Source organism: Streptomyces sp. Y7 (genome assembly GCF_043195415.1).
Lineage (GTDB): Bacteria > Actinomycetota > Actinomycetes > Streptomycetales > Streptomycetaceae > Streptomyces.
Genome location: NZ_JBIDDQ010000008.1, coordinates 48,353 through 69,692 on the forward strand (window position 1 = coordinate 48,353; position 21,340 = coordinate 69,692).

Annotated in this window: 22 protein-coding genes; 9 read left to right on the forward strand and 13 right to left on the reverse strand. The window is 72.0% G+C overall.

Annotated features, from left to right (window positions below):
- The first annotated feature begins 40 nt into the window (after positions 1-40).
- Positions 41-2,359, forward strand: coding sequence for a glycoside hydrolase family 3 N-terminal domain-containing protein (locus tag ACGFW6_RS21470; RefSeq protein ID WP_393512055.1), 2,319 nt, complete (start codon positions 41-43; stop codon positions 2,357-2,359).
- A gap of 31 nt (positions 2,360-2,390) precedes the next feature.
- On the opposite strand, the gene ACGFW6_RS21475 is transcribed toward ACGFW6_RS21470, so the two are convergent.
- Genes ACGFW6_RS21475 through tsaB form a run of 4 tightly spaced genes read right to left on the reverse strand, consistent with a single transcriptional unit; the run spans position 2,391 to position 4,957 of the window.
- Entirely contained in the window at positions 2,391-2,669 is a 279-nt protein-coding gene (locus ACGFW6_RS21475) for a hypothetical protein (RefSeq protein ID WP_393512058.1), read from the reverse strand.
- Complete coding sequence (gene tsaD / locus ACGFW6_RS21480) at positions 2,666-3,784, reverse strand: tRNA (adenosine(37)-N6)-threonylcarbamoyltransferase complex transferase subunit TsaD (RefSeq protein ID WP_393512060.1); 1,119 nt, start codon at positions 3,782-3,784, stop codon at positions 2,666-2,668. The genes ACGFW6_RS21475 and tsaD overlap by 4 nt, the downstream gene beginning before the upstream one ends.
- On the reverse strand, positions 3,777-4,250 hold the full coding sequence (gene rimI, locus ACGFW6_RS21485) for a ribosomal protein S18-alanine N-acetyltransferase (protein WP_393512774.1): 474 nt from the start codon (positions 4,248-4,250) through the stop codon (positions 3,777-3,779). Before rimI ends, tsaD begins: the two co-directional genes overlap by 8 nt.
- 50 nt (positions 4,251-4,300) lie before the next feature.
- Positions 4,301-4,957 carry a tRNA (adenosine(37)-N6)-threonylcarbamoyltransferase complex dimerization subunit type 1 TsaB gene (tsaB, locus tag ACGFW6_RS21490; RefSeq protein WP_393512063.1) on the reverse strand — a complete coding sequence of 219 codons (657 nt, stop codon included), beginning with the start codon at positions 4,955-4,957 and terminating at the stop codon, positions 4,301-4,303.
- Positions 4,958-5,173: 216 nt separating this feature from the next.
- Here tsaB and ACGFW6_RS21495 point away from each other — a divergent pair, with 216 nt between their 5' ends.
- Positions 5,174-5,728 carry a hypothetical protein gene (locus ACGFW6_RS21495; RefSeq protein WP_393512066.1) on the forward strand — a complete coding sequence of 185 codons (555 nt, stop codon included), beginning with the start codon at positions 5,174-5,176 and terminating at the stop codon, positions 5,726-5,728.
- Here ACGFW6_RS21495 and ACGFW6_RS21500 read toward each other — a convergent pair.
- The 5 genes from ACGFW6_RS21500 to ACGFW6_RS21520 all read right to left on the reverse strand — a co-directional run bounded on the left by ACGFW6_RS21500 (position 5,725) and on the right by ACGFW6_RS21520 (position 10,106).
- Positions 5,725-5,901 carry a hypothetical protein gene (locus tag ACGFW6_RS21500; protein WP_393512069.1) on the reverse strand — a complete coding sequence of 59 codons (177 nt, stop codon included), beginning with the start codon at positions 5,899-5,901 and terminating at the stop codon, positions 5,725-5,727. The genes ACGFW6_RS21495 and ACGFW6_RS21500 overlap by 4 nt on opposite strands.
- Positions 5,902-6,088: 187 nt before the next feature.
- Positions 6,089-6,601 (reverse strand): tRNA (adenosine(37)-N6)-threonylcarbamoyltransferase complex ATPase subunit type 1 TsaE, encoded by a 513-nt coding sequence (gene tsaE, locus ACGFW6_RS21505; RefSeq protein WP_393512072.1) that lies wholly within the window; start codon positions 6,599-6,601, stop codon positions 6,089-6,091.
- Entirely contained in the window at positions 6,567-7,808 is a 1,242-nt protein-coding gene (locus ACGFW6_RS21510) for an alpha/beta fold hydrolase (protein ID WP_393512075.1), read from the reverse strand. The genes tsaE and ACGFW6_RS21510 overlap by 35 nt, the downstream gene beginning before the upstream one ends.
- A gap of 163 nt (positions 7,809-7,971) precedes the next feature.
- Entirely contained in the window at positions 7,972-9,138 is a 1,167-nt protein-coding gene (gene alr, locus ACGFW6_RS21515; RefSeq protein ID WP_393512078.1) for an alanine racemase, read from the reverse strand.
- Between the two features lie 56 nt (positions 9,139-9,194).
- Positions 9,195-10,106 (reverse strand): L,D-transpeptidase family protein, encoded by a 912-nt coding sequence (locus ACGFW6_RS21520; RefSeq protein WP_393512081.1) that lies wholly within the window; start codon positions 10,104-10,106, stop codon positions 9,195-9,197.
- A gap of 98 nt (positions 10,107-10,204) precedes the next feature.
- Between ACGFW6_RS21520 and ACGFW6_RS21525 the strand changes: the two genes are divergently transcribed.
- From ACGFW6_RS21525 to ACGFW6_RS21535, 3 genes are all read left to right on the forward strand, one after another.
- Positions 10,205-10,576, forward strand: coding sequence for a holo-ACP synthase (locus ACGFW6_RS21525; RefSeq protein ID WP_393512084.1), 372 nt, complete (start codon positions 10,205-10,207; stop codon positions 10,574-10,576).
- 199 nt (positions 10,577-10,775) lie between these two features.
- A complete protein-coding gene (locus ACGFW6_RS21530) occupies positions 10,776-12,212 on the forward strand; it encodes an NAD(P)H-hydrate dehydratase (RefSeq protein WP_393512087.1) in 1,437 nt (478 codons plus the stop codon).
- Between the two features lie 320 nt (positions 12,213-12,532).
- Positions 12,533-13,714, forward strand: a complete 1,182-nt coding sequence (locus ACGFW6_RS21535; RefSeq protein WP_393512090.1) for an FAD-dependent monooxygenase — start codon at positions 12,533-12,535, stop codon at positions 13,712-13,714.
- 37 nt (positions 13,715-13,751) lie between these two features.
- On the opposite strand, the gene ACGFW6_RS21540 is transcribed toward ACGFW6_RS21535, so the two are convergent.
- Complete coding sequence (locus ACGFW6_RS21540; protein ID WP_393512093.1) at positions 13,752-14,180, reverse strand: ATP-binding protein; 429 nt, start codon at positions 14,178-14,180, stop codon at positions 13,752-13,754.
- A 201-nt stretch (positions 14,181-14,381) separates the two neighbouring features.
- Between ACGFW6_RS21540 and ACGFW6_RS21545 the strand changes: the two genes are divergently transcribed.
- Together ACGFW6_RS21545 and ACGFW6_RS21550 are read left to right on the forward strand one after the other, a co-directional pair.
- On the forward strand, positions 14,382-15,236 hold the full coding sequence (locus tag ACGFW6_RS21545; RefSeq protein ID WP_393512096.1) for a helix-turn-helix domain-containing protein: 855 nt from the start codon (positions 14,382-14,384) through the stop codon (positions 15,234-15,236).
- Positions 15,237-15,244: 8 nt separating this feature from the next.
- A complete protein-coding gene (locus ACGFW6_RS21550) occupies positions 15,245-15,466 on the forward strand; it encodes a DUF397 domain-containing protein (protein ID WP_393512777.1) in 222 nt (73 codons plus the stop codon).
- Here the strand turns inward: ACGFW6_RS21550 and glmS are convergent.
- From glmS to ACGFW6_RS21565, 3 genes are all read right to left on the reverse strand, one after another.
- Positions 15,427-17,274, reverse strand: a complete 1,848-nt coding sequence (gene glmS, locus ACGFW6_RS21555; protein ID WP_393512099.1) for a glutamine--fructose-6-phosphate transaminase (isomerizing) — start codon at positions 17,272-17,274, stop codon at positions 15,427-15,429. The two genes, ACGFW6_RS21550 and glmS, sit on opposite strands and share 40 nt — an antisense overlap.
- A gap of 116 nt (positions 17,275-17,390) precedes the next feature.
- On the reverse strand, positions 17,391-18,206 hold the full coding sequence (locus ACGFW6_RS21560) for an ABC transporter permease (protein ID WP_393512102.1): 816 nt from the start codon (positions 18,204-18,206) through the stop codon (positions 17,391-17,393).
- Positions 18,203-19,231 (reverse strand): ATP-binding cassette domain-containing protein, encoded by a 1,029-nt coding sequence (locus ACGFW6_RS21565; protein WP_393512105.1) that lies wholly within the window; start codon positions 19,229-19,231, stop codon positions 18,203-18,205. The genes ACGFW6_RS21560 and ACGFW6_RS21565 overlap by 4 nt, the downstream gene beginning before the upstream one ends.
- Before the next feature lie 181 nt (positions 19,232-19,412).
- On the opposite strand from ACGFW6_RS21565, the gene coaA reads away from it, so the two are divergent.
- Positions 19,413-20,381, forward strand: coding sequence for a type I pantothenate kinase (gene coaA / locus ACGFW6_RS21570; protein WP_393512780.1), 969 nt, complete (start codon positions 19,413-19,415; stop codon positions 20,379-20,381).
- Between the two features lie 16 nt (positions 20,382-20,397).
- Positions 20,398-21,336 carry a DUF389 domain-containing protein gene (locus ACGFW6_RS21575; protein WP_393512108.1) on the forward strand — a complete coding sequence of 313 codons (939 nt, stop codon included), beginning with the start codon at positions 20,398-20,400 and terminating at the stop codon, positions 21,334-21,336.
- Positions 21,337-21,340 lie beyond the last annotated feature (4 nt).

Consider the following 21,340-nt stretch of genomic DNA (forward strand, 5'->3'; position numbering starts at 1 on the left):
GAAACATTCGCGAGTGGGCCATCGCCCCGACAGGAGTTTCATGACCACCGCCCCCTGGCGCGACCCCGCCCTGCCCGCCGCGGCCCGCGTCGACGACCTCCTCTCCCGGATGACCCTTCAGGAGAAGACCGCCCAGCTCTACGGCGTGTGGGTGGGCGCCGCCACGGACGGCGACGGGGTCGCCCCGCACCAGCACGACATGGCAGCCGACCACTCCGCCGAGGAATGGGACGAGCTGATCACGCACGGCCTCGGCCAGCTCACCCGCTCCTTCGGCACCGCTCCCGTGGACCCGGCCCTCGGCGCGCGGGCGCTGGCCCGCGCGCAGCGCCGGATCGCCGGGGCGAGCCGTTTCGGCATCCCCGCGGTGGCCCACGAGGAGTGCCTGGCGGGCTTCACGGCCTGGCAGGCCACGGCCTACCCGGTCCCGCTGGCCTGGGGAGCCACCTTCGACCCCCCGCTGGTCGAGGAGATGGCCCGGCGCATCGGCCAGGACCTGCGCGCGGCCGGCGTCCACCAGGGCCTCGCGCCGGTCCTGGACGTCGTACGCGATCCGCGCTGGGGCCGGGTCGAGGAGACCATCGGCGAGGACCCCTACCTGACCGGCACGATCGGCACGGCGTACGTCCGGGGCCTGGAGTCGGCCGGCGTCGTCGCGACGCTCAAGCACTTCGCCGGGTACGCCTCCTCGGCGGGCGCCCGCAATCTCGCCCCGGTGCGGGCGGGCGTACGCGAGTTCGCCGACGTCACCCTCCCTCCGTTCGAGATGGCGCTGCGTGAGGGCGGGGCGCGATCGGTGATGGCGGCGTACAACGAGACGGACGGGGTGCCGGCCTCCGCGGACCCGGGGCTGCTGACCGAACTCCTGCGCTCGGAGTGGGGTTTCACGGGCACGGTGGTCGCCGACTACTTCGGCATCGGCTTCCTTCAGACGCTGCACCGGGTGGCGGGCAGCCCGGCACAGGCGGCGCACGTGGCGCTGGCGGCGGGCATCGACGTGGAACTCCCGACCCTGAAGTGCTACGGGAAGCCGCTCGTCGACGCCGTCCTGGCGGGCGAGGTCCCGGAGGAACTGGTGGACCGGGCGGCGCGCAGGGTGCTGCTCCAGAAGTGCGAGCTGGGCCTGCTGGACGAGGACTGGACCCCGGAACCGACGGCGTCGCACCTCGACCTCGACTCCCCCGCGAACCGGGCGCTGGCCCGCCGGGTGGCGGAGGAGTCGGTGGTGCTCCTGGACAACCCGGACGGCGTGCTGCCGCTGCCGCCGGACGCCCGTGTGGCCGTGGTCGGCCCCCGAGCGGCGGACGCCCTGGCCATGCTGGGCTGTTACTCCTTCCCCTCCCACGTCCTCACGCACCACCCCGAGGTGCCGATGGGCATCGAGATCCCGACGCTCCTGGAGGCGCTGCGCACCGAACTCCCCGACGCCAAGGTGACGTTCGCGGAGGGCTGCGGGGTCGCCGACCCGGACACGGCCGGCTTCGAGGAGGCGGTCGCACGGGCGTCGGAGGCGGACGTCTGCCTGGCGGTACTGGGCGACCGCGCGGGCCTGTTCGGCCGCGGCACCTCGGGCGAGGGCTGCGACGTGACGGACCTGCGACTGCCCGGCGTTCAGGCCGAGTTGCTGGACGCACTGGTGGCGACCGGCGTCCCGGTGGTCCTGATCCTGCTGACCGGCCGCCCTTACGCACTGGGCCGCTGGGAGGGCCGCCTGGGAGCGGTCGTCCAGGCGTTCTTCCCCGGCGAGGAGGGCGGCCCCGCAGTGACGGGCGTCCTGTCGGGCCGCGTGAACCCTTCGGGCCGGCTGCCGGTGAGCGTGCCACGGGACCCCGGGGGCCAGCCGTGGACGTACCTCCAGCCGCCCCTGGGCCTGGCGGGCGAGGTCAGCAACCTGGACCCGACACCGCAGTACGCCTTCGGGCACGGCCGTTCCTACACGTCGTTCACCTGGGACGACTTCCAGGGAACGACCCCGGACATCACCACGGACGGCACGTACGACCTCTCCCTCACGGTCCGCAACACGGGAGCCCGGGCCGGCGCGGACGTCGTCCAGCTGTACCTCCACGACCCGGTCGCCTCGGTCACCCGACCGGACGTCCGGCTGATCGGCTACCAGCGCGTGGCCCTGGAGCCGGGCGAGTCCCGCCGGCTGACCTTCCACTTCCACCCGGACCTGTCGTCCTTCACCGACCGCTCGGGCCACCGGATCGTCGAACCGGGAGCGCTGGAACTACGGGTGGGACCGTCGAGCACCGACGTACGGCATACGGCACACCTGCGGCTGACCGGTCCGGTACGAGAGCTGGGGCTGGACCGGCGGATGCGGTGCGAGGTGAAGGTGTCGGCGCGGAGGTGAAAGCCCCGGCACCGAGGCCCTCACACCCTTGCTATGAACTCGCCTCGTCGGACCACTCGACCCCCACCGACTCGAACCGCCACCGGTGCACCGCCCGAGTCACCAACTCCCCCGCCGGTTCGGGGAGTTCGGGCAGAGCGGTGTCCAGGGGCGCGTTCCACCAGGTGATGACGAGGACGCGGTCCCCCGCGGCGCGGAAGGTCTCCCGGCGCAGGGGGCGTGCGGGCAGGTCCTGGTCGCGGGCCCAGGCGAGCAGGTCCTTGGCGCGGCCGGGGACCGCTCGTGCCTCCCACATCAGCGCGACCGTCACGAGTACAGGTTCTCCTTGCTGACCTCGTGCACATGGTCATGGCCGTGGGCCTCGTCCGTGAAGTTTCCCGGCACATGAGGATCCGTCACCGGCAGCGAGGAGTCCGCCGACAGGTCCCAGCTCGACGCGGCCCGGTTGCGCGCCACCATCTCCGCGCCGAGCGCCGCCACCATCGCGCCGTTGTCGGTGCACAACTTCGGCCGCGGTACCCGCAGTCGGATACCGGCGGCCTCGCAGCGCTCCTGCGCCATCGCCCGCAGCCGGGTGTTGGCGGCCACGCCGCCGCCGATCATCAGGTGGTCGACGCCCTCGTCCTTGCAGGCCCGCACAGCCTTGCGGGTCAGCACGTCGACGACGGCCTCCTGGAAGGACGCCGCCACGTCACGCACCGGCACCTCCTCCCCCGCCGCCCGCTTGGCCTCGATCCAGCGGGCGACCGCCGTCTTGAGGCCGGAGAAGGAGAAGTCGTACGCCGGGTCGCGCGGGCCGGTCAGTCCGCGCGGGAAGGCGATGGCGGCCGGGTCGCCCTCACGGGCGTAGCGGTCGATGACCGGGCCGCCGGGGAAGCCGAGGTTCAGCACCCGCGCGATCTTGTCGAAGGCCTCGCCGGCCGCGTCGTCGATGGTCGCGCCGAGCGGCCGGACGTCCGAGGTGATGTCCGTCGAGAGGAGCAGGGACGAGTGGCCGCCCGACACCAGCAGCGCCATCGTCGGCTCCGGCAGCGCGCCGTGCTCCAGCTGGTCCACGCAGATGTGCGAGGCGAGGTGGTTGACGCCGTAGAGCGGCTTGCCCAGCGCGTAGGCGTACGCCTTCGCCGCCGACACGCCGACCAGCAGGGCGCCGGCGAGGCCGGGACCGGCGGTGACGGCGATCCCGTCGAGGTCCCGCGCGCTCACCCCCGCCTCCTTCAGCGCGCGGTCGATGGTCGGGACCATCGCCTCCAGGTGCGCCCGTGAGGCGACCTCCGGCACGACGCCGCCGAAGCGGGCGTGCTCGTCGACGCTGGAGGCGACGGCGTCGGCGAGCAGGGTGGTGCCGCGGACGATGCCGACGCCGGTCTCGTCACAGGAGGTCTCGATGCCGAGGACGAGGGGAACGTCCCGCGAGTCAGCCATTGATCTCGGTTCCTTGTACGGAGTTTTCGGGGGCGGTCAGTCGCATCACCAGGGCGTCCACGTTCCCCGGCTGGTAGTAGCCGCGTCGGAAGCCGATGGCCTCGAAGCCGAAGCGCTCGTAGAGCTTCTGCGCGCGGACGTTGTCCACACGGCACTCCAGCATCACCTCGGCGCACTCGAAGTCGCTCGCGGCACGCAGGAGTTCGGTGAGGAGACGGCCGCCGAGGCCCGTGCCCCAGTGGTCGCGGGCGACGGCGATGGTCTGGATGTCGGCGAGGTCCCCGGCGGAGGCGAGGCCGGCGTAGCCCACGACGCGGTCGGGTCCCTCGGCGACGACATAGCGCCGGGTCGCCTCGGGCCCGCGCGAGTGGGCCAGTTCGGACCAGAACATGCCCCGGGACCAGGCGTCCTCGGGGAACAGGTCCTTCTCCAGCTCCAGCACGCGGTCGATGTCCCACCAGCGCATCTCGCGCAGTGGAGGACCGGGGGCGGCGGCGGGAGGAGTCACGGGTTCGGTCACTTGGGGGTGACCACCTTGTAGTTCTTGGGGACCTGGGCGTCCGGCCGGCGCAGGTACAGCGGTCGCGGCGCGGGGAGTTCCTCGCCCGCCGCGAGCTTCTCGGCGGCCAGTGCCGCGAGCGACGCCGCCGACACGTGCTCCGGCTCGTGGGCGCGGGGGAAGGTGTCGGGGTACAGCAGCGCGCCCGCGCCGACGGCCGGCAGCCCGGCGACCTCGTCGGCGATGTCGGCGGGCCGGTCGACGGCCGGGTCGGTCAGCCGGGTGCGGGAGTCGGCGTACCGCGCCCAGTAGACCTCCTTGCGCCGGGCGTCGGTCGCCACGACGAACGGGCCCTTCTCGATGTCGGCCGCGTAGGCGAGTCCGTCCAGCGTGCACAGGCCGTGCACGGGGACACCGAGGGCGAGCGCGAAGGTGTCGGCGGTCATCAGACCGACGCGCAGCCCGGTGTAGGGGCCGGGTCCGATGCCTACGACGATGCCGGTGACGGCGTCGAGGCGTCGGCCGGCCTCGGCGAGGACGCGGTCGACGGCCGGCAGCAGCAGCTCGCCGTGCCGGCGCGCGTCCACCTGGCTCGACGAGGCGATGACGTCCGTGCCGTCGTGCAGCGCGACGGTGACGGCGGGGGTGGCGGTATCCAGAGCGAGCAAGAGCACGCAAACAGCCTACGGCGCCCACGCCCCGGGAAGCGCCGCAGTGTCGCACGTCCCCTTCGTCCACGGGGCGCGCTCGGCCGGTGCCGGGGACGCGCGCCTGCTCAGCCCATGTGCAACACCGACGCGCCCCTTCGGCTCACTCGCGGGTCGGGCGCTTGACGGCTGCTACGGTCGGGCTGGATCTCGATCTACGACGCGACGCTGAGGTGGGCGAGGGTGGCAGGCAGCAGCTCCTCAATCGTGGCGGGGCTGACCGCGGCTGCCCTGGCGACCGTCGGCTTCCTCGCGTTCCGGGCCTCGGCCACCGTGCCGCCCGAGCTGGCGAGGCCGCGGACCGGCGACCAGAGCGGGGTGAGCGTCTCCAAGGTGCCCCGCGACCGCGAGGACCCCGGCGCGCTGCCCGAGGGATCCGGTACGGGACTGCGGGTCGTGTACTCGGTGGACGACGACCGGGTGTGGCTGGTCGACGGCCGCGGCAAGGTCAAGCGCACGTTCCGCGTGACCCCCGGATCGGTCGATCCCGCCCCGGGTGAGTACGCGGTCACCTCCCGCTCCAACGTGGCGACCGGCACCGACGGTGCCTCCATCGAGCACGTGGTCCGCTTCGCCAGCGTGGACGACGTCACCATCGGCTTCAGCTCGACCGTCAGGAGCGCCACGGCGCCTCCCGACCCGGCCCTGCAGACGGGCGGCATCCGCGAGTCGCGGGCGGACGGCGACGCGATGTGGGACTTCGCGACGATCGGCCGGGCGATCGTGGTGATCCGCTAAGCGGCTTCGCGGTGCCCGCGCTGCGGCCGCACGGCACGCGGCTGCCCGGCGTCGGGCTCGCGCGGCGGAGTCGAGATCAGTCTCGCCGCGGCGCCGGCCGCGAGCAGATCACGCATGGACACCCCGGCGACCGCGGCGGGCCGCGGCTGGACCTTGTTCTCCGATGCCGGCATGGACGCCTCCTGGGGGCCGGGGGCGGACGTAGTTAGGTACACCTAACTACGGACTGGGTACCATGTGACCACGCACCTGACCACGAACGCAATATCTTGCCGACGTCTTGTCGGAATGTTCATCGGGCCGGTCCGGCGAGCGACCGGCACCCGTCCGCGCCGGTCCGCTCCCGTGCGGTGGGCCGGCTCAGGCGGACAGCACGCTCAGGTCCGTCGCGGCCCAGCGCTCCCCGAGCCCGCTCACGGTCACGTGCCGCACCTCGTCGGTCGTGTCGCCGACGGCCCGGTGGATCACGATCTGCAGCCGCTCCTCGGTCAGCTCCTCGACCTTGCCCTCGCCCCACTCCACGACGATCACCGACTCGGGCAGCGAGACGTCGAGGTCGAGGTCCTCCATCTCGTCCAGGCCACCGGAGAGCCGGTAGGCGTCGACGTGGACGAGCGGCGGTCCGTCGCCGAGGGACGGGTGCACACGGGCGATCACGAACGTCGGCGACGTGACCGCGCCCCGGACGCCCATCCCCTCGCCGAGCCCGCGGGTCAGCGTCGTCTTGCCCGCGCCGAGCTCCCCGCTGAGCATCACCAGGTCGCCGGCGCGCAGCAGCTTGGCGAGGCGGCGGCCCAGTTCCCGCATCTGGTCGGGGGAGGTGACGGTCAGCTGAAGATCACCCGCGTTGTGCGGTGCTGCTGGTGCTTCCATAGCCACTAACGGTAGCCCCTGCCGGTACGGCACCCGCCCGGGTGAGGAGGTCGGCCAGGCGGTCGGTGACCACTTCCGGGTGCTCCAGCATGACCAGGTGCCCGGCGTCCGGCACGAGCACCAGTTCGGCCTCCGGCAAGTGGTCGGCGATGGCCTCGCTGTGCTCGCTGGGCGTGACGAGGTCGCCCACGCCGGCCAGGACGAGCACCGGCATGTCCGTGAAGAGGGCGAGCGCCTCGGTCTTGTCGTGGTCGGCGAAGGCCGGGTAGAACTCCGCGACCACGTCGATCGGCGTCCCCTCGATCATCCGCTCGGCGAACCGGGCGACGGCCGGGTCGACGTCGCGGGACGAGAACGAGTACCGCTTGATGATCCCGGCGAACAGGTCGGCGGTGGCCCGCCGGCCCCGCTCCACGAGCTCGGCTCGCTGCCCCAGTGCCTTGAGCACGCCCGGCAGCACCCGCCGCACCGCGTTCACCCCTGCGACGGGCAGCCCGAAGTTGACCTCGCCGAGCTTCCCGGACGACGTACCGACGAGAGCGGTGGCGACGACCCGGTCGCGGATCAGGTCCGGGTACTGGTCGGCCAGCGCCATGATGGTCATGCCGCCCATGGAGTGCCCGACCAGCACGAGCGGGCCCTCCGGCGCGGCCGCGTCGATGACGGCCTTCAGGTCGCGCCCGAGCTGCTCGATGTCGACGTGCTCGCCCTCCTGCGCCTGGGCGACACCGCGCCCCGAGCGGCCGTGGCTGCGCTGGTCCCAGTGCACGGTGCGCACGACGCCCCGCAGCGCGGCCCGCTGGAAGTGCCAGGAGTCCTGGTTGAGGCAGTAGCCGTGGCTGAAGACGACGGTGACGGGTGCGGGTGCCTTGCGCCCGAAGAGCCGTCGCCGGCGCGGGCTGAGGGCGGGAGCGGCGTCGGGGTCGACGTCGTCGACCTCGTAGTACAGCTCGGTGCCGTCGTCGGAGTACGCCTTGCCGGGTGTGCCGCGCAGCGAGCCGTACGGTCCCGCCGAGTCCAGGGCGAGTCTGGCCTTCTGCCGCATGCCGCGGCCCACTGTCATCCGCTCTATGGCGACGCCGGCCGCGGCGCCCGCCGCGATCACGCCTATCGCCGCACCGGCGATGCCGGTGGCCCTGCGCCAGTTCGCGGCCGCCCCCGTGGCGGAGGCGACGGCCGCGACGGCCTCCGCACTGCTCTCGCTCACGTACCGCTCCTCTTCGCTGGGTGTGGTGGTGCCGTTGTGATGTGGGTGGTGGATGGTGCCGGTGTTTCGATCATGCGTCCCGGTACGGGTTACCCGTCTCGTTCCTCATTCACTTAGCCGCACACAGATGGACGCATCACATAGCCCGTATCACGACGCCGCATCACATGGACGCATTCCTATAGACGCGTGGAACGCGCGTTCCGATCCGGGTGACGATCTCGTACGCGATGGTCCCCGCCGCCTGCGCCCAGTCCTCGGCGGTGGGCTCACCGCCGTCACCGGGCCCGAACAGCACCGCAGGCGCACCCGGCTCGGGCTCGTCCCCGCCCAGGTCGACGACGAACTGGTCCATCGCGATCCGGCCCGCGACCGTCCGCCACTTGCCGCCGACCAGCACCGGGCCGGCGCCGGAGGCGTGCCGCGGGATGCCGTCGCCGTAGCCCAGGGGGACCAGGCCCAGGGTGGTCTCGCCGGGGGTGACGTAGTGATGGCCGTAACTGACGCCGTGGCCGCCCGGCACGTGCTTGACCAGCGCCAGGGACGCCGACAGCGTCATCACGGGCCGCAGCCCGAGGTCGGCGGGGCTGCCCAGCTCCGGGCTGGGCGAGATGCCGTAGGTCGCGATGCCGGTGCGCACCAGGTCGAAGTGGCTGTCCGGGAGGGTGAGCGTGGCGGGCGAGTTCGCGATGTGCCGCACCTCGGGGCGCGCGCCCCGCGCCTCGGCGTACGCCACCATCTCCCGGAAGCGGGAGAGCTGGGCGGCGATGGAGGGATGCCCGGGTTCGTCGGCGCAGGCGAAGTGCGACCAGAGCCCGGTGACGCTCAGGAGCCCCTCGGCCTCGGCGCGCAGGGCCTCACGGACCAGCTCGGCCCAGTCGTCGCCCGGCTGGCAGCCGCCGCGCCCGAGCCCGGTGTCGGCCTTGAGGTGCACCCGCGCGGGGGCGCCGGCCTGCCGGGCGGCCTCGGTGACCTCCCGAAGGGCCCACATCGCGCTGACGGAGACGTCGAGATCGGCCTCGATGGCCTCCCGCCAGGGCCCGCCCGGCGTCCACAGCCAGCACATCATCCGCATGCCGCGCAGCCCGGCGGCCCGCAGCACGAGGGCCTCCTCGGGGGTCGCCGTACCCAGCCAGGTGGCGCCCGCCTCGATCGCCTCGCGGGCGCACCGGAGCGCCCCGTGGCCGTACGCGTCCGATTTCACGACGGCCATCAGGGCGGCGCCCGGTGCGAGGGCGCGCAGGGTGCGCACATTGGCTCGCAGGGCGGCCAGGTCGATCTCGGCGCGGGCGCGCAGGGGCGCGGTCCGCAGGGCTGTTGTCTCTGTCATCGCGCCCCCAGTGTCTCAGAGGGGTCCGACAACGCCGCCGCGCCGGGAGCCATGGGCTACTCCTCCTGCCGGTGCCCCCACACGTACACCCGGTCGCCCTTCTTCAGCACCCCCCACAGCTTGCGTGCGTCCTTCAGGGTCAGATTGACGCAGCCCCGCGAGCCGATCGGGGTGTAGATGCTGCCGTAGACGCCGTGGAACGCCTGGCCCCCGCTGAAGAACTGGGAGTAGGGCATGGGGCTCTTGTAGAGCGTCGACACATGGTTCTTGTGCCGCCAGTACACCGCGTGCCATCCGTTGCGCGTCCCGTATCCCGTCCGTCCGCTGCGGATGGGCACGGGCCCGAACACGACGCCGCCCTTGCCGTGCTGGATCCAGGTGATCTGCCGGTCGAGGTCGACACAGGCGACCCGGTACGCCCGCACCGGACACTTCTTGGCCGCGTTGGGGTTCTTGAGAGCGCCGACTAGCTGCATGGTGGCCCAGGTCACCGGACCGGCGTACCCGATGGCGGGCTTGATGCCGTACTTCTTCTGGAAGGCGCGGATGGCCTTGCAGTCACCCTTCGACTGCTCGCCGTCGACCGGCCGCTTCAGCCACCGCTCGACCTCCCGCTGCCGCAGGCCCGTCTCCTCGCTGCAGGTCACGTCCCCGAAGGAGTCCATGGGATCGACGTACTCCACGCGGTCGTACGCCTCCTCCGGGGCGTCCCGGGGCTCGACGGCCTCCTCCGCACGGCTGGGCTTGTACACCTTCGGCGGCAGCGCCTGGTCGGGTGTGTCCATCTCCGAGAGCGGAAGCAGGGTCAGGGGAATGCCGGGCACGAGATCGGTGGCCTGCGGTCCGGACGTCGGGGGCACCGGGTCCGAGGGGTCCCCCGGGTCCGCCGAGGCGCCGCCGACGGGCATCATGACCGCCCCGGCGAGGAGCACGGCGACACTCCGGCGTGCGATACGTCTGCTGATCATGCGCACAGGGAAGCGTGAGGGCCCGCCCGCGTGGAGGCGCCGCGCGGCGGGGTCACTCTTTTGAGGACCATCTCCCAAGGCCCCATAGGGTGCTCGGCATGAGCATCATCGGGGTCGGCATCGACGTGGCCGAGATCGACAGGTTCGAGGCGGCACTGGAGCGCACACCCGGACTGGCCGAACGGCTCTTCCTGGAGAGCGAGTTGCTGCTGCCCGGCGGTGCTCGCCGGGGCATCGCCTCGCTCGCCGCCCGCTTCGCCGCGAAGGAGGCCCTGGCGAAGGCGCTGGGCGCCCCGGCGGGTCTGCTCTGGACCGACGCCGAGGTCTGCGTCGAGGCCAGCGGGCAGCCACGCCTGCGCGTGACGGGCACGGTGGCGGCCCGGGCGGCCGAACTCGGCGTCCGCTCCTGGCACGTGTCGCTGAGCCATGACGCGGGAGTGGCGTCGGCGGTGGTGGTGGCGGAGGGCTGAGCGGGGGGTCCTCCGCGTGGGCGGGGCTTCCGCGAACGCGGGGGTCCCCCGCGAAGGCCGGGCCGCTTTCGCGAACACGCGGGCACCGGCCCTTCCGCGAACGCGCACGCCCCTCCGCGAACACGCGGGCCCGTCCGCGAACGCGCGGATGGCGTCGATGGATACGACGTGCCGCGCCCGGTGCGGGAGACTCGATCGCATGCGGACTGCGTACAGCGTGGAGACGGTAAGGGCGGCCGAGCGGGAGCTGATGGCACGGCTCCCGGACGGGGCACTGATGCAGCGGGCGGCGGCCGGACTCGCCGCGGCCTGCGCGGATCTGCTGGGCCGGGTGTACGGCAGCCGGGTCGTGCTGCTGGTCGGCAGCGGCGACAACGGCGGCGACGCCCTGTACGCCGGTGCCCGGCTGGCCCGGCGCGGAGCGGGCGTCACGGCGGTGCTGCCGGCGCCGGATCGCGCGCACGCCGGCGGCCTCGCGGCGCTGCGGCGGGCGGGCGGCCGGCCCGTCGGCCTCGACGCCGCCGAGGAGTTGATCGAGCGCGCGGACCTGGTCGTGGACGGCATCGTCGGCATCGGCGGCAAGGGCGGACTGCGACCGGACGCGGCACCGCTGGCCGACGCGGCGGCCCGGTCCCGCGCCGCGGTGATCGCCGTGGACCTGCCGAGCGGGGTGGACGCCGACACGGGCGAGGTGCACGGCACGGCGATCCGGGCCGACCTCACCGTCACCTTCGGCACGCACAAGCCGGGCCTGCTGATCGATCCGGCGCGGGAGTACGCCGGTGTCGTACGGCTGGTGGACATCGGACTGGCGCTGCCGGCCGACGCGGTGGAGCTGGAGGCGCTGCAACACGCGGACGTGGCAAGGCTGCTGCCGCTGCCGGACGCGGAGACGGACAAGTACCGGCGCGGGGTCGTGGGCATCGCGGCGGGCTCGTCGAGGTACCCGGGCGCGGCCGTGCTGGCGGTGGCGGGCGCGCTGCGGGGCGGGGCCGGTGCCGTGCGGTACGTCGGTCCGGCCGCGGACGCGGTGATCGCCCGGTTCCCCGAGACGCTGGTGTCGGACCGGGGGCCGAAGAAGGCGGGGCGCGTACAGGCATGGGTCGTCGGCCCGGGCGCCGGGGACGACGCGGCGACGGTGGCGGAGGTGCTGGCGACCGACGTACCGGTGCTGCTGGACGCGGACGGGCTGCGGCTGGCGGACGCCGGGGCGGTCCGGGACCGGGAGGCGCCGACCCTGCTGACCCCGCACGCCGGGGAGGCGGCGGCGCTGCTCGGCGTCTCCCGCGAGGAGGTCGAGGGGGCCCGGCTGGCTTCGGTACGGGAGTTGGCGCAGCGGTATGCGGCGACCGTCCTGCTGAAGGGCTCGACGACGCTGGTGGCCCGGGCGGGCGGCACCGGCGCGGTGCGGGTGAATCCGACGGGCACGGGCTGGCTGGCCACGGCCGGCAGCGGGGATGTGCTGTCGGGCCTGGGCGGCTCGCTCCTCGCGGCGGGCCTCCCGGCGGTGGACGCCGCGAGCGTGGCGTCCTACCTCCACGGCCTCTCGGCGAGATTCGCGGCGGACGGCGCACCGCTGGGGGCGCATGACGTGGCGGAGGGAATTCCGGAGGCCTGGCGGGATGTGCGGGGGTGAGGAGTGGTTCTGAGGCGGAGGGGATTGCGGAGGCCGGCCGGATGTACCGGGGGATGAGAGGTTCGGAAGGCCGAGACGGCTGGTCGACCGGGCCAGGCTGCACCCCCTCGGGGGCGCGCTCCCACACGGCCGAGCATCGAACCCGGCGTACCTGCGACTCCCCAGGGGCGCGGGGAACTGCGCGACCAGCCCTCACCCACCCGCGGACGGGTACGCTCCGCCACCGCCCTCCCCTTGACCCGCACTCGCCCCTACGCGAGGTTGACCGTCAGTACCAGGACGCGGACGGGCGGGCAGATCCGGCGGAGTGAGGTCGTGGGATGCGGGCGATCGTCGTGGGCGCGGGCATCGGGGGACTGGCGGCGGCGCTGAGTCTGCGACGCGCCGGCCTCGACGTGACGTTGCTGGAACAGGCACGGCGCTTCTCGGAGATCGGCGCCGGAATCCAGCTCGCGCCCAACGCCACGCGGGAGTTACGCCGCCTCGGCGTGCTGGACGCGGTCGCCGGTCGGGCCGCCCACCCGCCGCACGTCAGCTTCCACACCTGGTCGGACGGTTCGGAGATCTGCCGTTACGCGCTGGGCCGCGAGGTGGAGGAGGAGTTCGGGGCACCGTATCTGGTGGTGCACCGGGCGGATCTGCACGGCGCGCTGGCCGCGGCCGTGCCACCGGAGTCCGTCCGGTTGGACACGACCGTCGTCGCCATCGACCAGGACGACGAGGCCGCCCGGGTGACGACGGCGGCGGGTGAACGCCTGACGGCGGACCTCGTGGTCGCGGCCGACGGGATCCGGTCCGCGGCCCGCCAGTGGCTCTTCGGCCAGGACGAGGCGGTGTTCTCGGGAACGGCCGCGTACCGGGCCCTGCTGCCCGCCGCCGAGGTGGCCGACCTGAGTCTCCCGCCGCTCGCCGCCTGGCTCGGGCCGGACCGCCACTTCGTCCACTACTGGGTACGGAGCGGCGAAGTGCTCAACGTGGTGGCCGTGTTCACCACCGAGGCCCCGACCCAGGAGTCCTGGACGGCGAAGGCGGACCCCGGCGAACCGCTGCGCGAATTCATGCACTGGGACCCCCGCGTCCGCACGGTCCTCGAACGCGCGGGCCAGGTGTTCCGCTACGGCATCTACACCCGTACGCCCCTCATCCGCTGGAACGTCTCACGCGTGACCCTTCTCGGCGACAGCGCCCACGCGATGGTCCCGTTCCAGGCGCAGGGCGCGGCCCAGGCGATCCTGGACGCGGCGGTCCTGGGCGACACACTGACGGACGCGGCCCCGGCCGACGTACCCGTCGCCCTCGACCACTACGTCCGCCGCCGTCTCACGGCCGCCACCGCCATGCAGTCCCGCTCCGCCCGGGCAGGCACCGACTTCCACCTCCCGGACGGCCCGGAGGCCGCGGCACGCAACGCCCGCATGGCGGCGCACGCTACGGAGCACAGGTTCATGCCTCAGGCGCCGGCGTGGAGAGCGGACGTACGGGAGGAGAAGCCGGACTCATGAGCAGCCGGCACCAGGAAGGCGCAGGTACCGGGGACCGTCAGAGAGCGAGCGGTCGAGCCACCGACGGGGCCAGCTCGCACCACACGTACTTGCCCCGGTTCCCGTGCCTGGTCAGCGGCTGCCAGCCCCACAGGTCGGCGCACGCCCGGACCAGCGCCAGCCCGCGCCCCTCCTCCGCCTCCCCGAGCGCCGCCAACTCTTGCGGGGGCCGGGGCGGTTCGGGGTCCGCGTCCCAGGCGCCGATCCGCAGGACGCCGGCCGACCATCGCACCCGGAGCGCGGCGGGACCCTTGGTATGCCGTACGGCGTTGGCGACCAGCTCGGTGGCGAGGAGTTCGGCGGTGTCCACGAGCCCCACGAGGCCGTGCAGGGTGAGGATCAGCCGGAGGGTGCGGCGGCTGACGGTGACGCCACGGACGTCGTTCGGGATGTGGAGCGTGTACTCCCAGGGTTCCGTTTCAGGCATGGGTGAACTCCGTTCGGGTCGGTGGGGAGTCGCGCGGTGGCAGTGCCGCAGCCGTCACGGCAGGACGGAGCGGTGCGCTTCCGCAGTGCTTACGGCACGTCACCGACGGTAGACCTTCATTTCAAGGTTCAGCAAGCCGATCGCGTAACGTGACCCTCGAAAGAGTCGCGCTCACAAGCGCGTTGAACCGAGGAGCAGCACATGGCGGGGTTGAGGCGCGAACCGACAGCACGCCAGGTACGCCTGGGTGTCGAGCTGCGCAGGCTTCGTGACACGGCGGGCCTCACAGGCCGCGAGGCAGCGACCCTGCTCGGGGTGAGTTCCACGCAGATCAATCAGATCGAGTCGGCCCTGACCGGTGTGAGCGAGAAGCGCCTACGCCGCCTCGCCTCCAACTACGCCTGCACCGACACGGAGTTGATCGACGCTCTGGTAGCGCTGGCAGCGGATCGGACACGGGGCTGGTGGGAGGAGTACCGAGGCCTGCTGCCCACTCCGTTCCTGGACATCGCCGAGTTGGAGCACCACGCCACCTACCGGGACGACGTGGACTTCCTGTTCATCCCGGGCCTGTTGCAGACCGAGGACTACGCACACGCCGCTTTCTCCTCCAGGGTTCCCGAACTCTCCGCCGAGGACCTGGAGCTACGCGTTCGGCACCGAATGCAGCGCAGGGCGGTCCTCGAAGGCCCCACCCCCACCCCGTACAAGGCACTCGTCCATGAGGCCGCCCTGCGCATCCGGGTCGCCGACCGCGCCACCTCGCGAGCCCAACTCAGCCGCGTCCTGGAACTGTCCGAAGCGGACCACGTCACCGTGCGGGTCATCCCCTTCGACCTCGACGGCTTCGGCGGGACGTGGAGCACGATGATGCTGGCGGGTGGCACGGTCCCCAAGCTGGACACCGCCGTCCGGGACGCACCCCACGGGACGGGTTTCATCGACTCCGAAGCCCAGCTCGCCGTCTTTCGAACAGTCTTCCGTAGGGTAGAAGCGGTATCGCTCGACCCCGTGAGGTCGCGCGACTTCATTCACGACCTGGCCAAGGAACTGTGAGGCACACCGTGATCACCCCTGACACCTGGCGCAAGTCGTCCTACTCGGGCGGAGGCGACGGCAACAACTGCGTCGAGATCGCCGGCTCCCCCACCCACATATCCATCCGCGACTCAAAAGCCCCGGCCAGGGCCACCCTCACCTTCCCGGCCGGAGCCTTCGCCATCTTCCTCGACGATCTGAAGTCGGCTCACTCCACCGTCACCGACTTCGCCAGGTTCCGCGGCTGATCCACCTCGTTCCCCCGGGCCGTGGCCAGCTCGCACGCGAAGACCTGGAGCGGCACCGTGGCCACCATGGGCTGCAGCAGGGTCGGGGTGGCCGGGATCCGGATGAGGTGATCCGCGTACGGCACGACCTCCTCGTCACCCTCCTCCGCGATCACGATCGTCCGTGCCCCGCGGGCCCGGATCTCCTGCATGTTGGACACGATCTTGTCGTGCAGAACGGACCGTCCCCGGGGCGACGGCACCACGACCACGACCGGCAGATCGTCTTCGATCAGGGCGATCGGCCCGTGCTTCAACTCCCCCGCCGCGAAGCCCTCGGCATGCATGTAGGCGAGTTCCTTCAGCTTCAGAGCGCCCTCCAGGGCGACGGGGTAGCCCACGTGCCGCCCGAGGAAGAGCACCGTGTTCTTGTGGGCGAGCGACCGCGCCAGCTCCCGTACGGGCTCCATGGTCTCCAGGACCCGTTCGACCTGCCCGCCGATCTGCGCCAGGTCCCGGATCACGGCCTGGATCTCGTCGCCCCACTTGGTGCCCCGGACCTGCCCGAGGTACAGGGCGACCAGATAGCAGGCCACCAGCTGCGTCAGGAACGCCTTCGTCGAGGCGACCGCGACCTCGGGACCGGCGTGGGTGTACAGCACCGCGTCGGACTCGCGCGGGATGGTCGATCCGTTGGTGTTGCAGATCGCCAGTACCTTGGCGCCCTGCTCACGGGCGTGCCGCAGCGCCATGAGCGTGTCCATGGTCTCGCCGGACTGGGAGATGGCGATGACGAGGGTCTGCTGGTCGAGGATCGGATCCCGGTAGCGGAACTCGCTGGCCAGCTCCACCTCGCACGGGATCCGCGTCCAGTGCTCGATGGCGTACTTGGCGATCATGCCGGCGTGGAAGGCCGTACCGCAGGCGATGATGACGACCTTGTCCAGCTCCCGCAGCTCGAAAGCGCTGATGCGGACCTCGTCCAGGGTCAGCGAGCCGGCCCCGTCGATGCGGCCGAGCAGGGTGTCGGCGACCGCCTTGGGCTGCTCGGCGATCTCCTTGAGCATGAAGTAGTCGTAGCCGCCCTTCTCGGCCGCGGAGGCGTCCCAGTCGACGTGGTACGACCGCACGTCCGCCGGCCGTCCGTCGAACCCGGTGACGGTCACCCCGTCCCGCCGCAGCTCCACGACCTGGTCCTGGCCGAGCTCGATCGCCGACCGCGTGTGGTCGATGAACGCGGCGACGTCCGAGGCGAGGAAGGCCTCGCCCTCCCCGACACCCACCACGAGCGGCGAGTTCCGCCGCGCCCCGACCACCACGTCGGGGTCGTCGGCGTGCACCGCGACGAGCGTGAACGCCCCCTGCAGCCGCCGGCACACCAGCCGCATGGCCTCGGCGAGATCGGCACCGGCGGAGAACTCCTCGGCGAGCAGATGCGCGACGACCTCGGTGTCCGTGTCGGACGTCAGCTCATGGCCGCGCTCCGCCAACTCGGCCCGCAGCAGGGCGAAGTTCTCGATGATGCCGTTGTGCACGACCGCGACGCGCCCGGCGTTGTCGAGATGCGGGTGGGCGTTGCCGTCGGTCGGACCGCCGTGCGTGGCCCAGCGCGTGTGCCCGATCGCCGTGGTCCCGGTCGGCAACGGCCGCTCGACCAGCTCCTTCTCCAGATTCGCGAGCTTCCCGGCCTTCTTGGCCCCGGCCAGCCCGCCGTCCGCCAGCACGGCGACCCCCGCCGAGTCGTACCCCCGGTACTCCAGCCGCTTGAGCCCGGTCACCACGATCTCCAGCGCCGACTGCGACCCCACGTATCCCACGATTCCGCACATGCGCGGCAGCCTACGACCGAACTCCGTTCAAAAACGGCCGCAGCGTGCCCGATTTCGGAAATTCCTACGGTGGTACGAACGCCCGGACCGGCACCCACCGGCCGGTCGACGGACCGTCAGGTCTTCGCCCGATACGCCCGCATGGCCAACGGATAGAACACCACCGCGATCCCCGCGGCCCACACCAGCGACCACAGCACCGGCTCGGCCACCGGCCCACCCAGCAGCAGGCCGCGGAACGCGTCCGACAGATGCGTCACCGGATTCACGTCGCTCCACGCCTGGAGCCACCCCGGCATGGTGTCCACCATCACGAACGCGCTGCTGGTGAAGGTGATCGGGAAGATGATCGTGAAGGCGAACGCCTGCACCTTCTCCGCGTCGCCGGCGAGCATCCCGATCAGCACCGCGCTCCAGGACACGGCCGCCGCGAACACGGTCACCAGCAGCGTCCCGAGCAGGAACCCGTCCACTCCCCCGGTGATCCGGAAGCCGAGCAGCAGGCCGAGACCGATCATCAGCAGCAGGGCCCAGACATGCTTGGCGAGGTCCGCGGTGATGCGGCCCACGAGCGGGGCGGAACGGGCGATCGGCAGGCTGCGCAGGCGGTCGAAGACGCCCTTGGTGAGGTCGGTGTTCAGGGCCATCGCGGTGTACATCGTCATGAACAGCGTGTTCTGGACGATGATCCCCGGCAGCGCGTACTTCAGATACGCCTCCGGCGACCCGGCCATCTGCCCGCCCAGCACATAGGTGAAGAGGAACACGAACATGATCGGCGTGATGCTGTAGTCGACCAGTTCCAGCGGGTTGTGCTTGACGGCGACCAGACTGCGCCAGGCCATCGTGAAGGTCTGCCGCAGCGCGTCCAGCGGGCGCACCCGGCCCGACCTGGTGATCGGCGCGGTGACGGTCGTGGCGGCGGCGGTCATGACCGGCTCACCGCCTTCTCCCGCTCGCCCTCCCCTTCCCGGACGGCCGCCCCGCCGTCGGCCCCGTCCCCGTCCCCCTCGGGCCCGCCGGGCTCGGCACGGTGCCCGGTGAGGGCCAGGAACACCTCGTCCAGCGAGGAGCGCCGCAGCGCCAGCTCGCCCACCGCTATCCCCTCGCGGTCCAGCGTCCGCACGACGGCCGGCATCAGCTGGGGATCCATCACCGGCGCGGTGATCGTCTCGCCCTCGATCTGACACTGCGGTCCCGCCGCCTCCGTCACCAGCGCGTGCACCCGCGCGAGATCCTCCGCCAGCACCGGCCGCAGCTCCAGCACCTGCCCGCCGACCTGCGACTTCAGCTGGTCCGGCGTGCCCTCGGCGATCACCCGGCCCTTGTCGATCACCACGATGTCGTCGGCGAGCACATCGGCCTCGTTCAGATACTGCGTGGTCAGCAGGGCCGTCGCACCGTCGGCGACCAGCCCCCGCAGCAGGTCCCACAGCTCACCGCGGCTGTGCGGGTCGAGGCCGGTGGTCGGCTCGTCGAGGAAGAGGATGCTGGGCCGGCCCACCAGGCTGGCCGCGAGGTCCAGACGCCTGCGCATGCCCCCGGAGTACGTCTTCGTGGCCCGTCCGGCCGCGTCCGACAGCTGGAACCGTTCCAGCAGCTCGGCGGCCCGGGCCCGCGCCTCCCGCCGTGGCATCCCCAGCAGACGCCCGATGAGCAGCAGATTCTCCGTGCCGGTCAGGTTCTCGTCGACAGCCGCGTACTGCCCGGTCAGCCCCACCATCGCCCGTACGACCCCGGCCTCGCGCACCACGTCGTGCCCGGCCACCCGGGCCCTGCCCCCGTCGGGCTGCAGGAGGGTCGCGAAGATCCGCACCGCGGTCGTCTTCCCGGCGCCGTTGGGGCCCAGCAGCCCGAGGACCGAGCCCCTGCGGGCCCCCAGGTCGACCCCGGCCAGCGCCTCGGTCTCCTTGAACCGCTTGACCAGGCCTTCCGCCTCTATCGCATACGTCGTCATGGGTCACCCCTCGGGGTTCGTGGACCCCGACCCGGGCCCACCTCTTCCACAACTGTGACGCACGCCACTGACATTCCGCGCCTTGTCGGGATTTCCCCCAGAAGCCACCGCGTGACGGATCCCACCCCGCCGTCCGTTCGTACTCCCGTAACAATGGACTGTGATCTCTCCGGTCTCCTCGATGCCCCGGAGCGCCCACCGGCAGCGGCCGGAGGCGACTCCCTACGTCGACCTCACCCGTGCGGAGTGGAGCGCGCTGCGGGACAAGACACCGTTGCCGCTCACCGCGGAGGAGGTCGAGAAGCTGCGCGGTCTGGGCGATGTCATCGACCTCGACGAGGTGCGGGACATCTACCTGCCGCTGTCCCGGCTGCTCAACCTCTACGTCGGCGCCACCGACGGCCTGCGCGGCGCCCTGAACACCTTTCTCGGCGAACAGGGCTCCCAGTCGGGCACCCCGTTCGTCATAGGGGTCGCCGGCTCGGTCGCCGTCGGCAAGTCCACCGTCGCCCGGCTCCTGCAGGCCCTGCTCTCCCGCTGGCCCGAGCACCCGCGCGTCGAGCTGGTCACCACCGACGGCTTCCTGCTCCCCACCAAGGAGCTCCAGGCGCGCGGACTGATGTCGCGGAAAGGATTCCCCGAGTCCTACGACCGCCGCGCCCTCACCCGCTTCGTCGCCGACATCAAGGCGGGCAAGGACGAGGTCACGGCACCCGTCTACTCCCACCTGATCTACGACATCGTCCCGGACCAGCGGCTCACCGTCCGCCGCCCGGACATCCTGATCGTCGAGGGCCTGAACGTCCTCCAGCCCGCCCTGCCGGGCAAGGACGGCCGCACCCGGGTCGGCCTCGCCGACTACTTCGACTTCAGCGTGTACGTCGACGCCCGCACCGAGGACATCGAGACCTGGTACCTCAACCGCTTCAAGCGGCTGCGGGAGACGGCCTTCCAGAACCCGTCCTCGTACTTCCGCAAGTACACCCAGGTGTCCGAGGCCGAGGCGCTCGACTACGCCGGCACGATGTGGCGGACCATCAACAAGCCCAACCTGGTGGAGAACATCGCCCCCACCCGCGGCCGCGCCACCCTCGTCGTCCGCAAGGGCCCCGACCACAAGGTGCAGCGGCTGAGTCTGCGCAAGCTGTGACGGCTAGTCTGCCGCCATGTTGCACCTGCGCCTGATCACACCGTCCGACAAGACGGACGACGTGGTCCGTCTGATCGAGAACACGGTCGGCACCACCCACCTCGTCGTCCTGCCGGGCGCCGCCCGCAACCCCTCCGGGGACGTCGTCACCTGCGACGTGGCACGTGAGGCAGGCGACGAACTCCTCAGCAGGCTGCAGGAGTTGGACCTCGACAAGCAGGGGTCCATCGCCGTCGAGAACATCGATCTGTCGCTGTCCAAGCGCGCGGACAAGGCCGAGGCGGAGGCACCGGGCGAAGGCGCGGACGCGGTGCTGTGGGAGCACCTGTCGGACGCGACGCACGAGGAGTCGACTCTCTCGGTCACCTACCTCGCCTTCATCACGCTGGCCACGATGATCGCGGCCTGCGGTGTCGTGCTCGACAACGCGATCCTGATCGTGGGCGCGATGGCGGTCGGCCCCGAGTTCGGCCCGCTGGCGGGCATCTGCACGGCCGTGGTGCAGCGGGCGCCACGCCTGGCGCTGCGTTCACTGATCGCCCTGCTGGTGGGCTTCGCGGTGGCGATGGCGGTGACGGTGGGCTTCAGCTCCTTCATGGACGCCGTCGGCCTGTTCACCGAGGCCAGACTGGAGGCCGATCGCCCCAACACCGGCTTCATCTACGCCCCCGACTGGTTCTCGTTCGTCGTGGCGGTCCTGGCCGGCGCCGCCGGCACTCTCTCCCTGACGTCCGCCAAGTCCGGCGCCCTGGTCGGCGTCGCCATCTCGGTGACGACGGTCCCGGCCGCCGCCAACGCGTCCGTGGCCCTGATCTACGGCGACGCCAAGCAGACGTGGCTCTCGACGGAGCAACTGCTCCTGAACCTCCTGGGCATCATCCTGGCAGGCACCCTCACCCTGCTGACCCAGAAGTGGCTTTGGTCAAAGCAGCGCCATCGCCGAAGCGCCGCGTAGGGCA

Coding starts and splice junctions, on each gene's coding strand:
- ACGFW6_RS21540 (WP_393512093.1), bottom strand. CDS start 14,180: ATGCCTGAAACGGAACCCTGGGAGTACACGCTCCACATCCCGAACGAC.
- ACGFW6_RS21500 (WP_393512069.1), bottom strand. CDS start 5,901: ATGCCGGCATCGGAGAACAAGGTCCAGCCGCGGCCCGCCGCGGTCGCC.
- ACGFW6_RS21560 (WP_393512102.1), bottom strand. CDS start 18,206: ATGACCGCCGCCGCCACGACCGTCACCGCGCCGATCACCAGGTCGGGC.
- tsaD (WP_393512060.1), bottom strand. CDS start 3,784: ATGGCTGACTCGCGGGACGTTCCCCTCGTCCTCGGCATCGAGACCTCC.
- ACGFW6_RS21525 (WP_393512084.1), top strand. CDS start 10,205: ATGAGCATCATCGGGGTCGGCATCGACGTGGCCGAGATCGACAGGTTC.
- ACGFW6_RS21470 (WP_393512055.1), top strand. CDS start 41: ATGACCACCGCCCCCTGGCGCGACCCCGCCCTGCCCGCCGCGGCCCGC.
- coaA (WP_393512780.1), top strand. CDS start 19,413: ATGCCCCGGAGCGCCCACCGGCAGCGGCCGGAGGCGACTCCCTACGTC.
- ACGFW6_RS21545 (WP_393512096.1), top strand. CDS start 14,382: ATGGCGGGGTTGAGGCGCGAACCGACAGCACGCCAGGTACGCCTGGGT.
- ACGFW6_RS21530 (WP_393512087.1), top strand. CDS start 10,776: ATGCGGACTGCGTACAGCGTGGAGACGGTAAGGGCGGCCGAGCGGGAG.
- ACGFW6_RS21565 (WP_393512105.1), bottom strand. CDS start 19,231: ATGACGACGTATGCGATAGAGGCGGAAGGCCTGGTCAAGCGGTTCAAG.
- glmS (WP_393512099.1), bottom strand. CDS start 17,274: ATGTGCGGAATCGTGGGATACGTGGGGTCGCAGTCGGCGCTGGAGATC.
- ACGFW6_RS21520 (WP_393512081.1), bottom strand. CDS start 10,106: ATGATCAGCAGACGTATCGCACGCCGGAGTGTCGCCGTGCTCCTCGCC.
- ACGFW6_RS21575 (WP_393512108.1), top strand. CDS start 20,398: ATGTTGCACCTGCGCCTGATCACACCGTCCGACAAGACGGACGACGTG.
- ACGFW6_RS21535 (WP_393512090.1), top strand. CDS start 12,533: ATGCGGGCGATCGTCGTGGGCGCGGGCATCGGGGGACTGGCGGCGGCG.
- rimI (WP_393512774.1), bottom strand. CDS start 4,250: ATGCGCTGGTGGGACATCGACCGCGTGCTGGAGCTGGAGAAGGACCTG.
- alr (WP_393512078.1), bottom strand. CDS start 9,138: ATGACAGAGACAACAGCCCTGCGGACCGCGCCCCTGCGCGCCCGCGCC.
- tsaE (WP_393512072.1), bottom strand. CDS start 6,601: ATGGAAGCACCAGCAGCACCGCACAACGCGGGTGATCTTCAGCTGACC.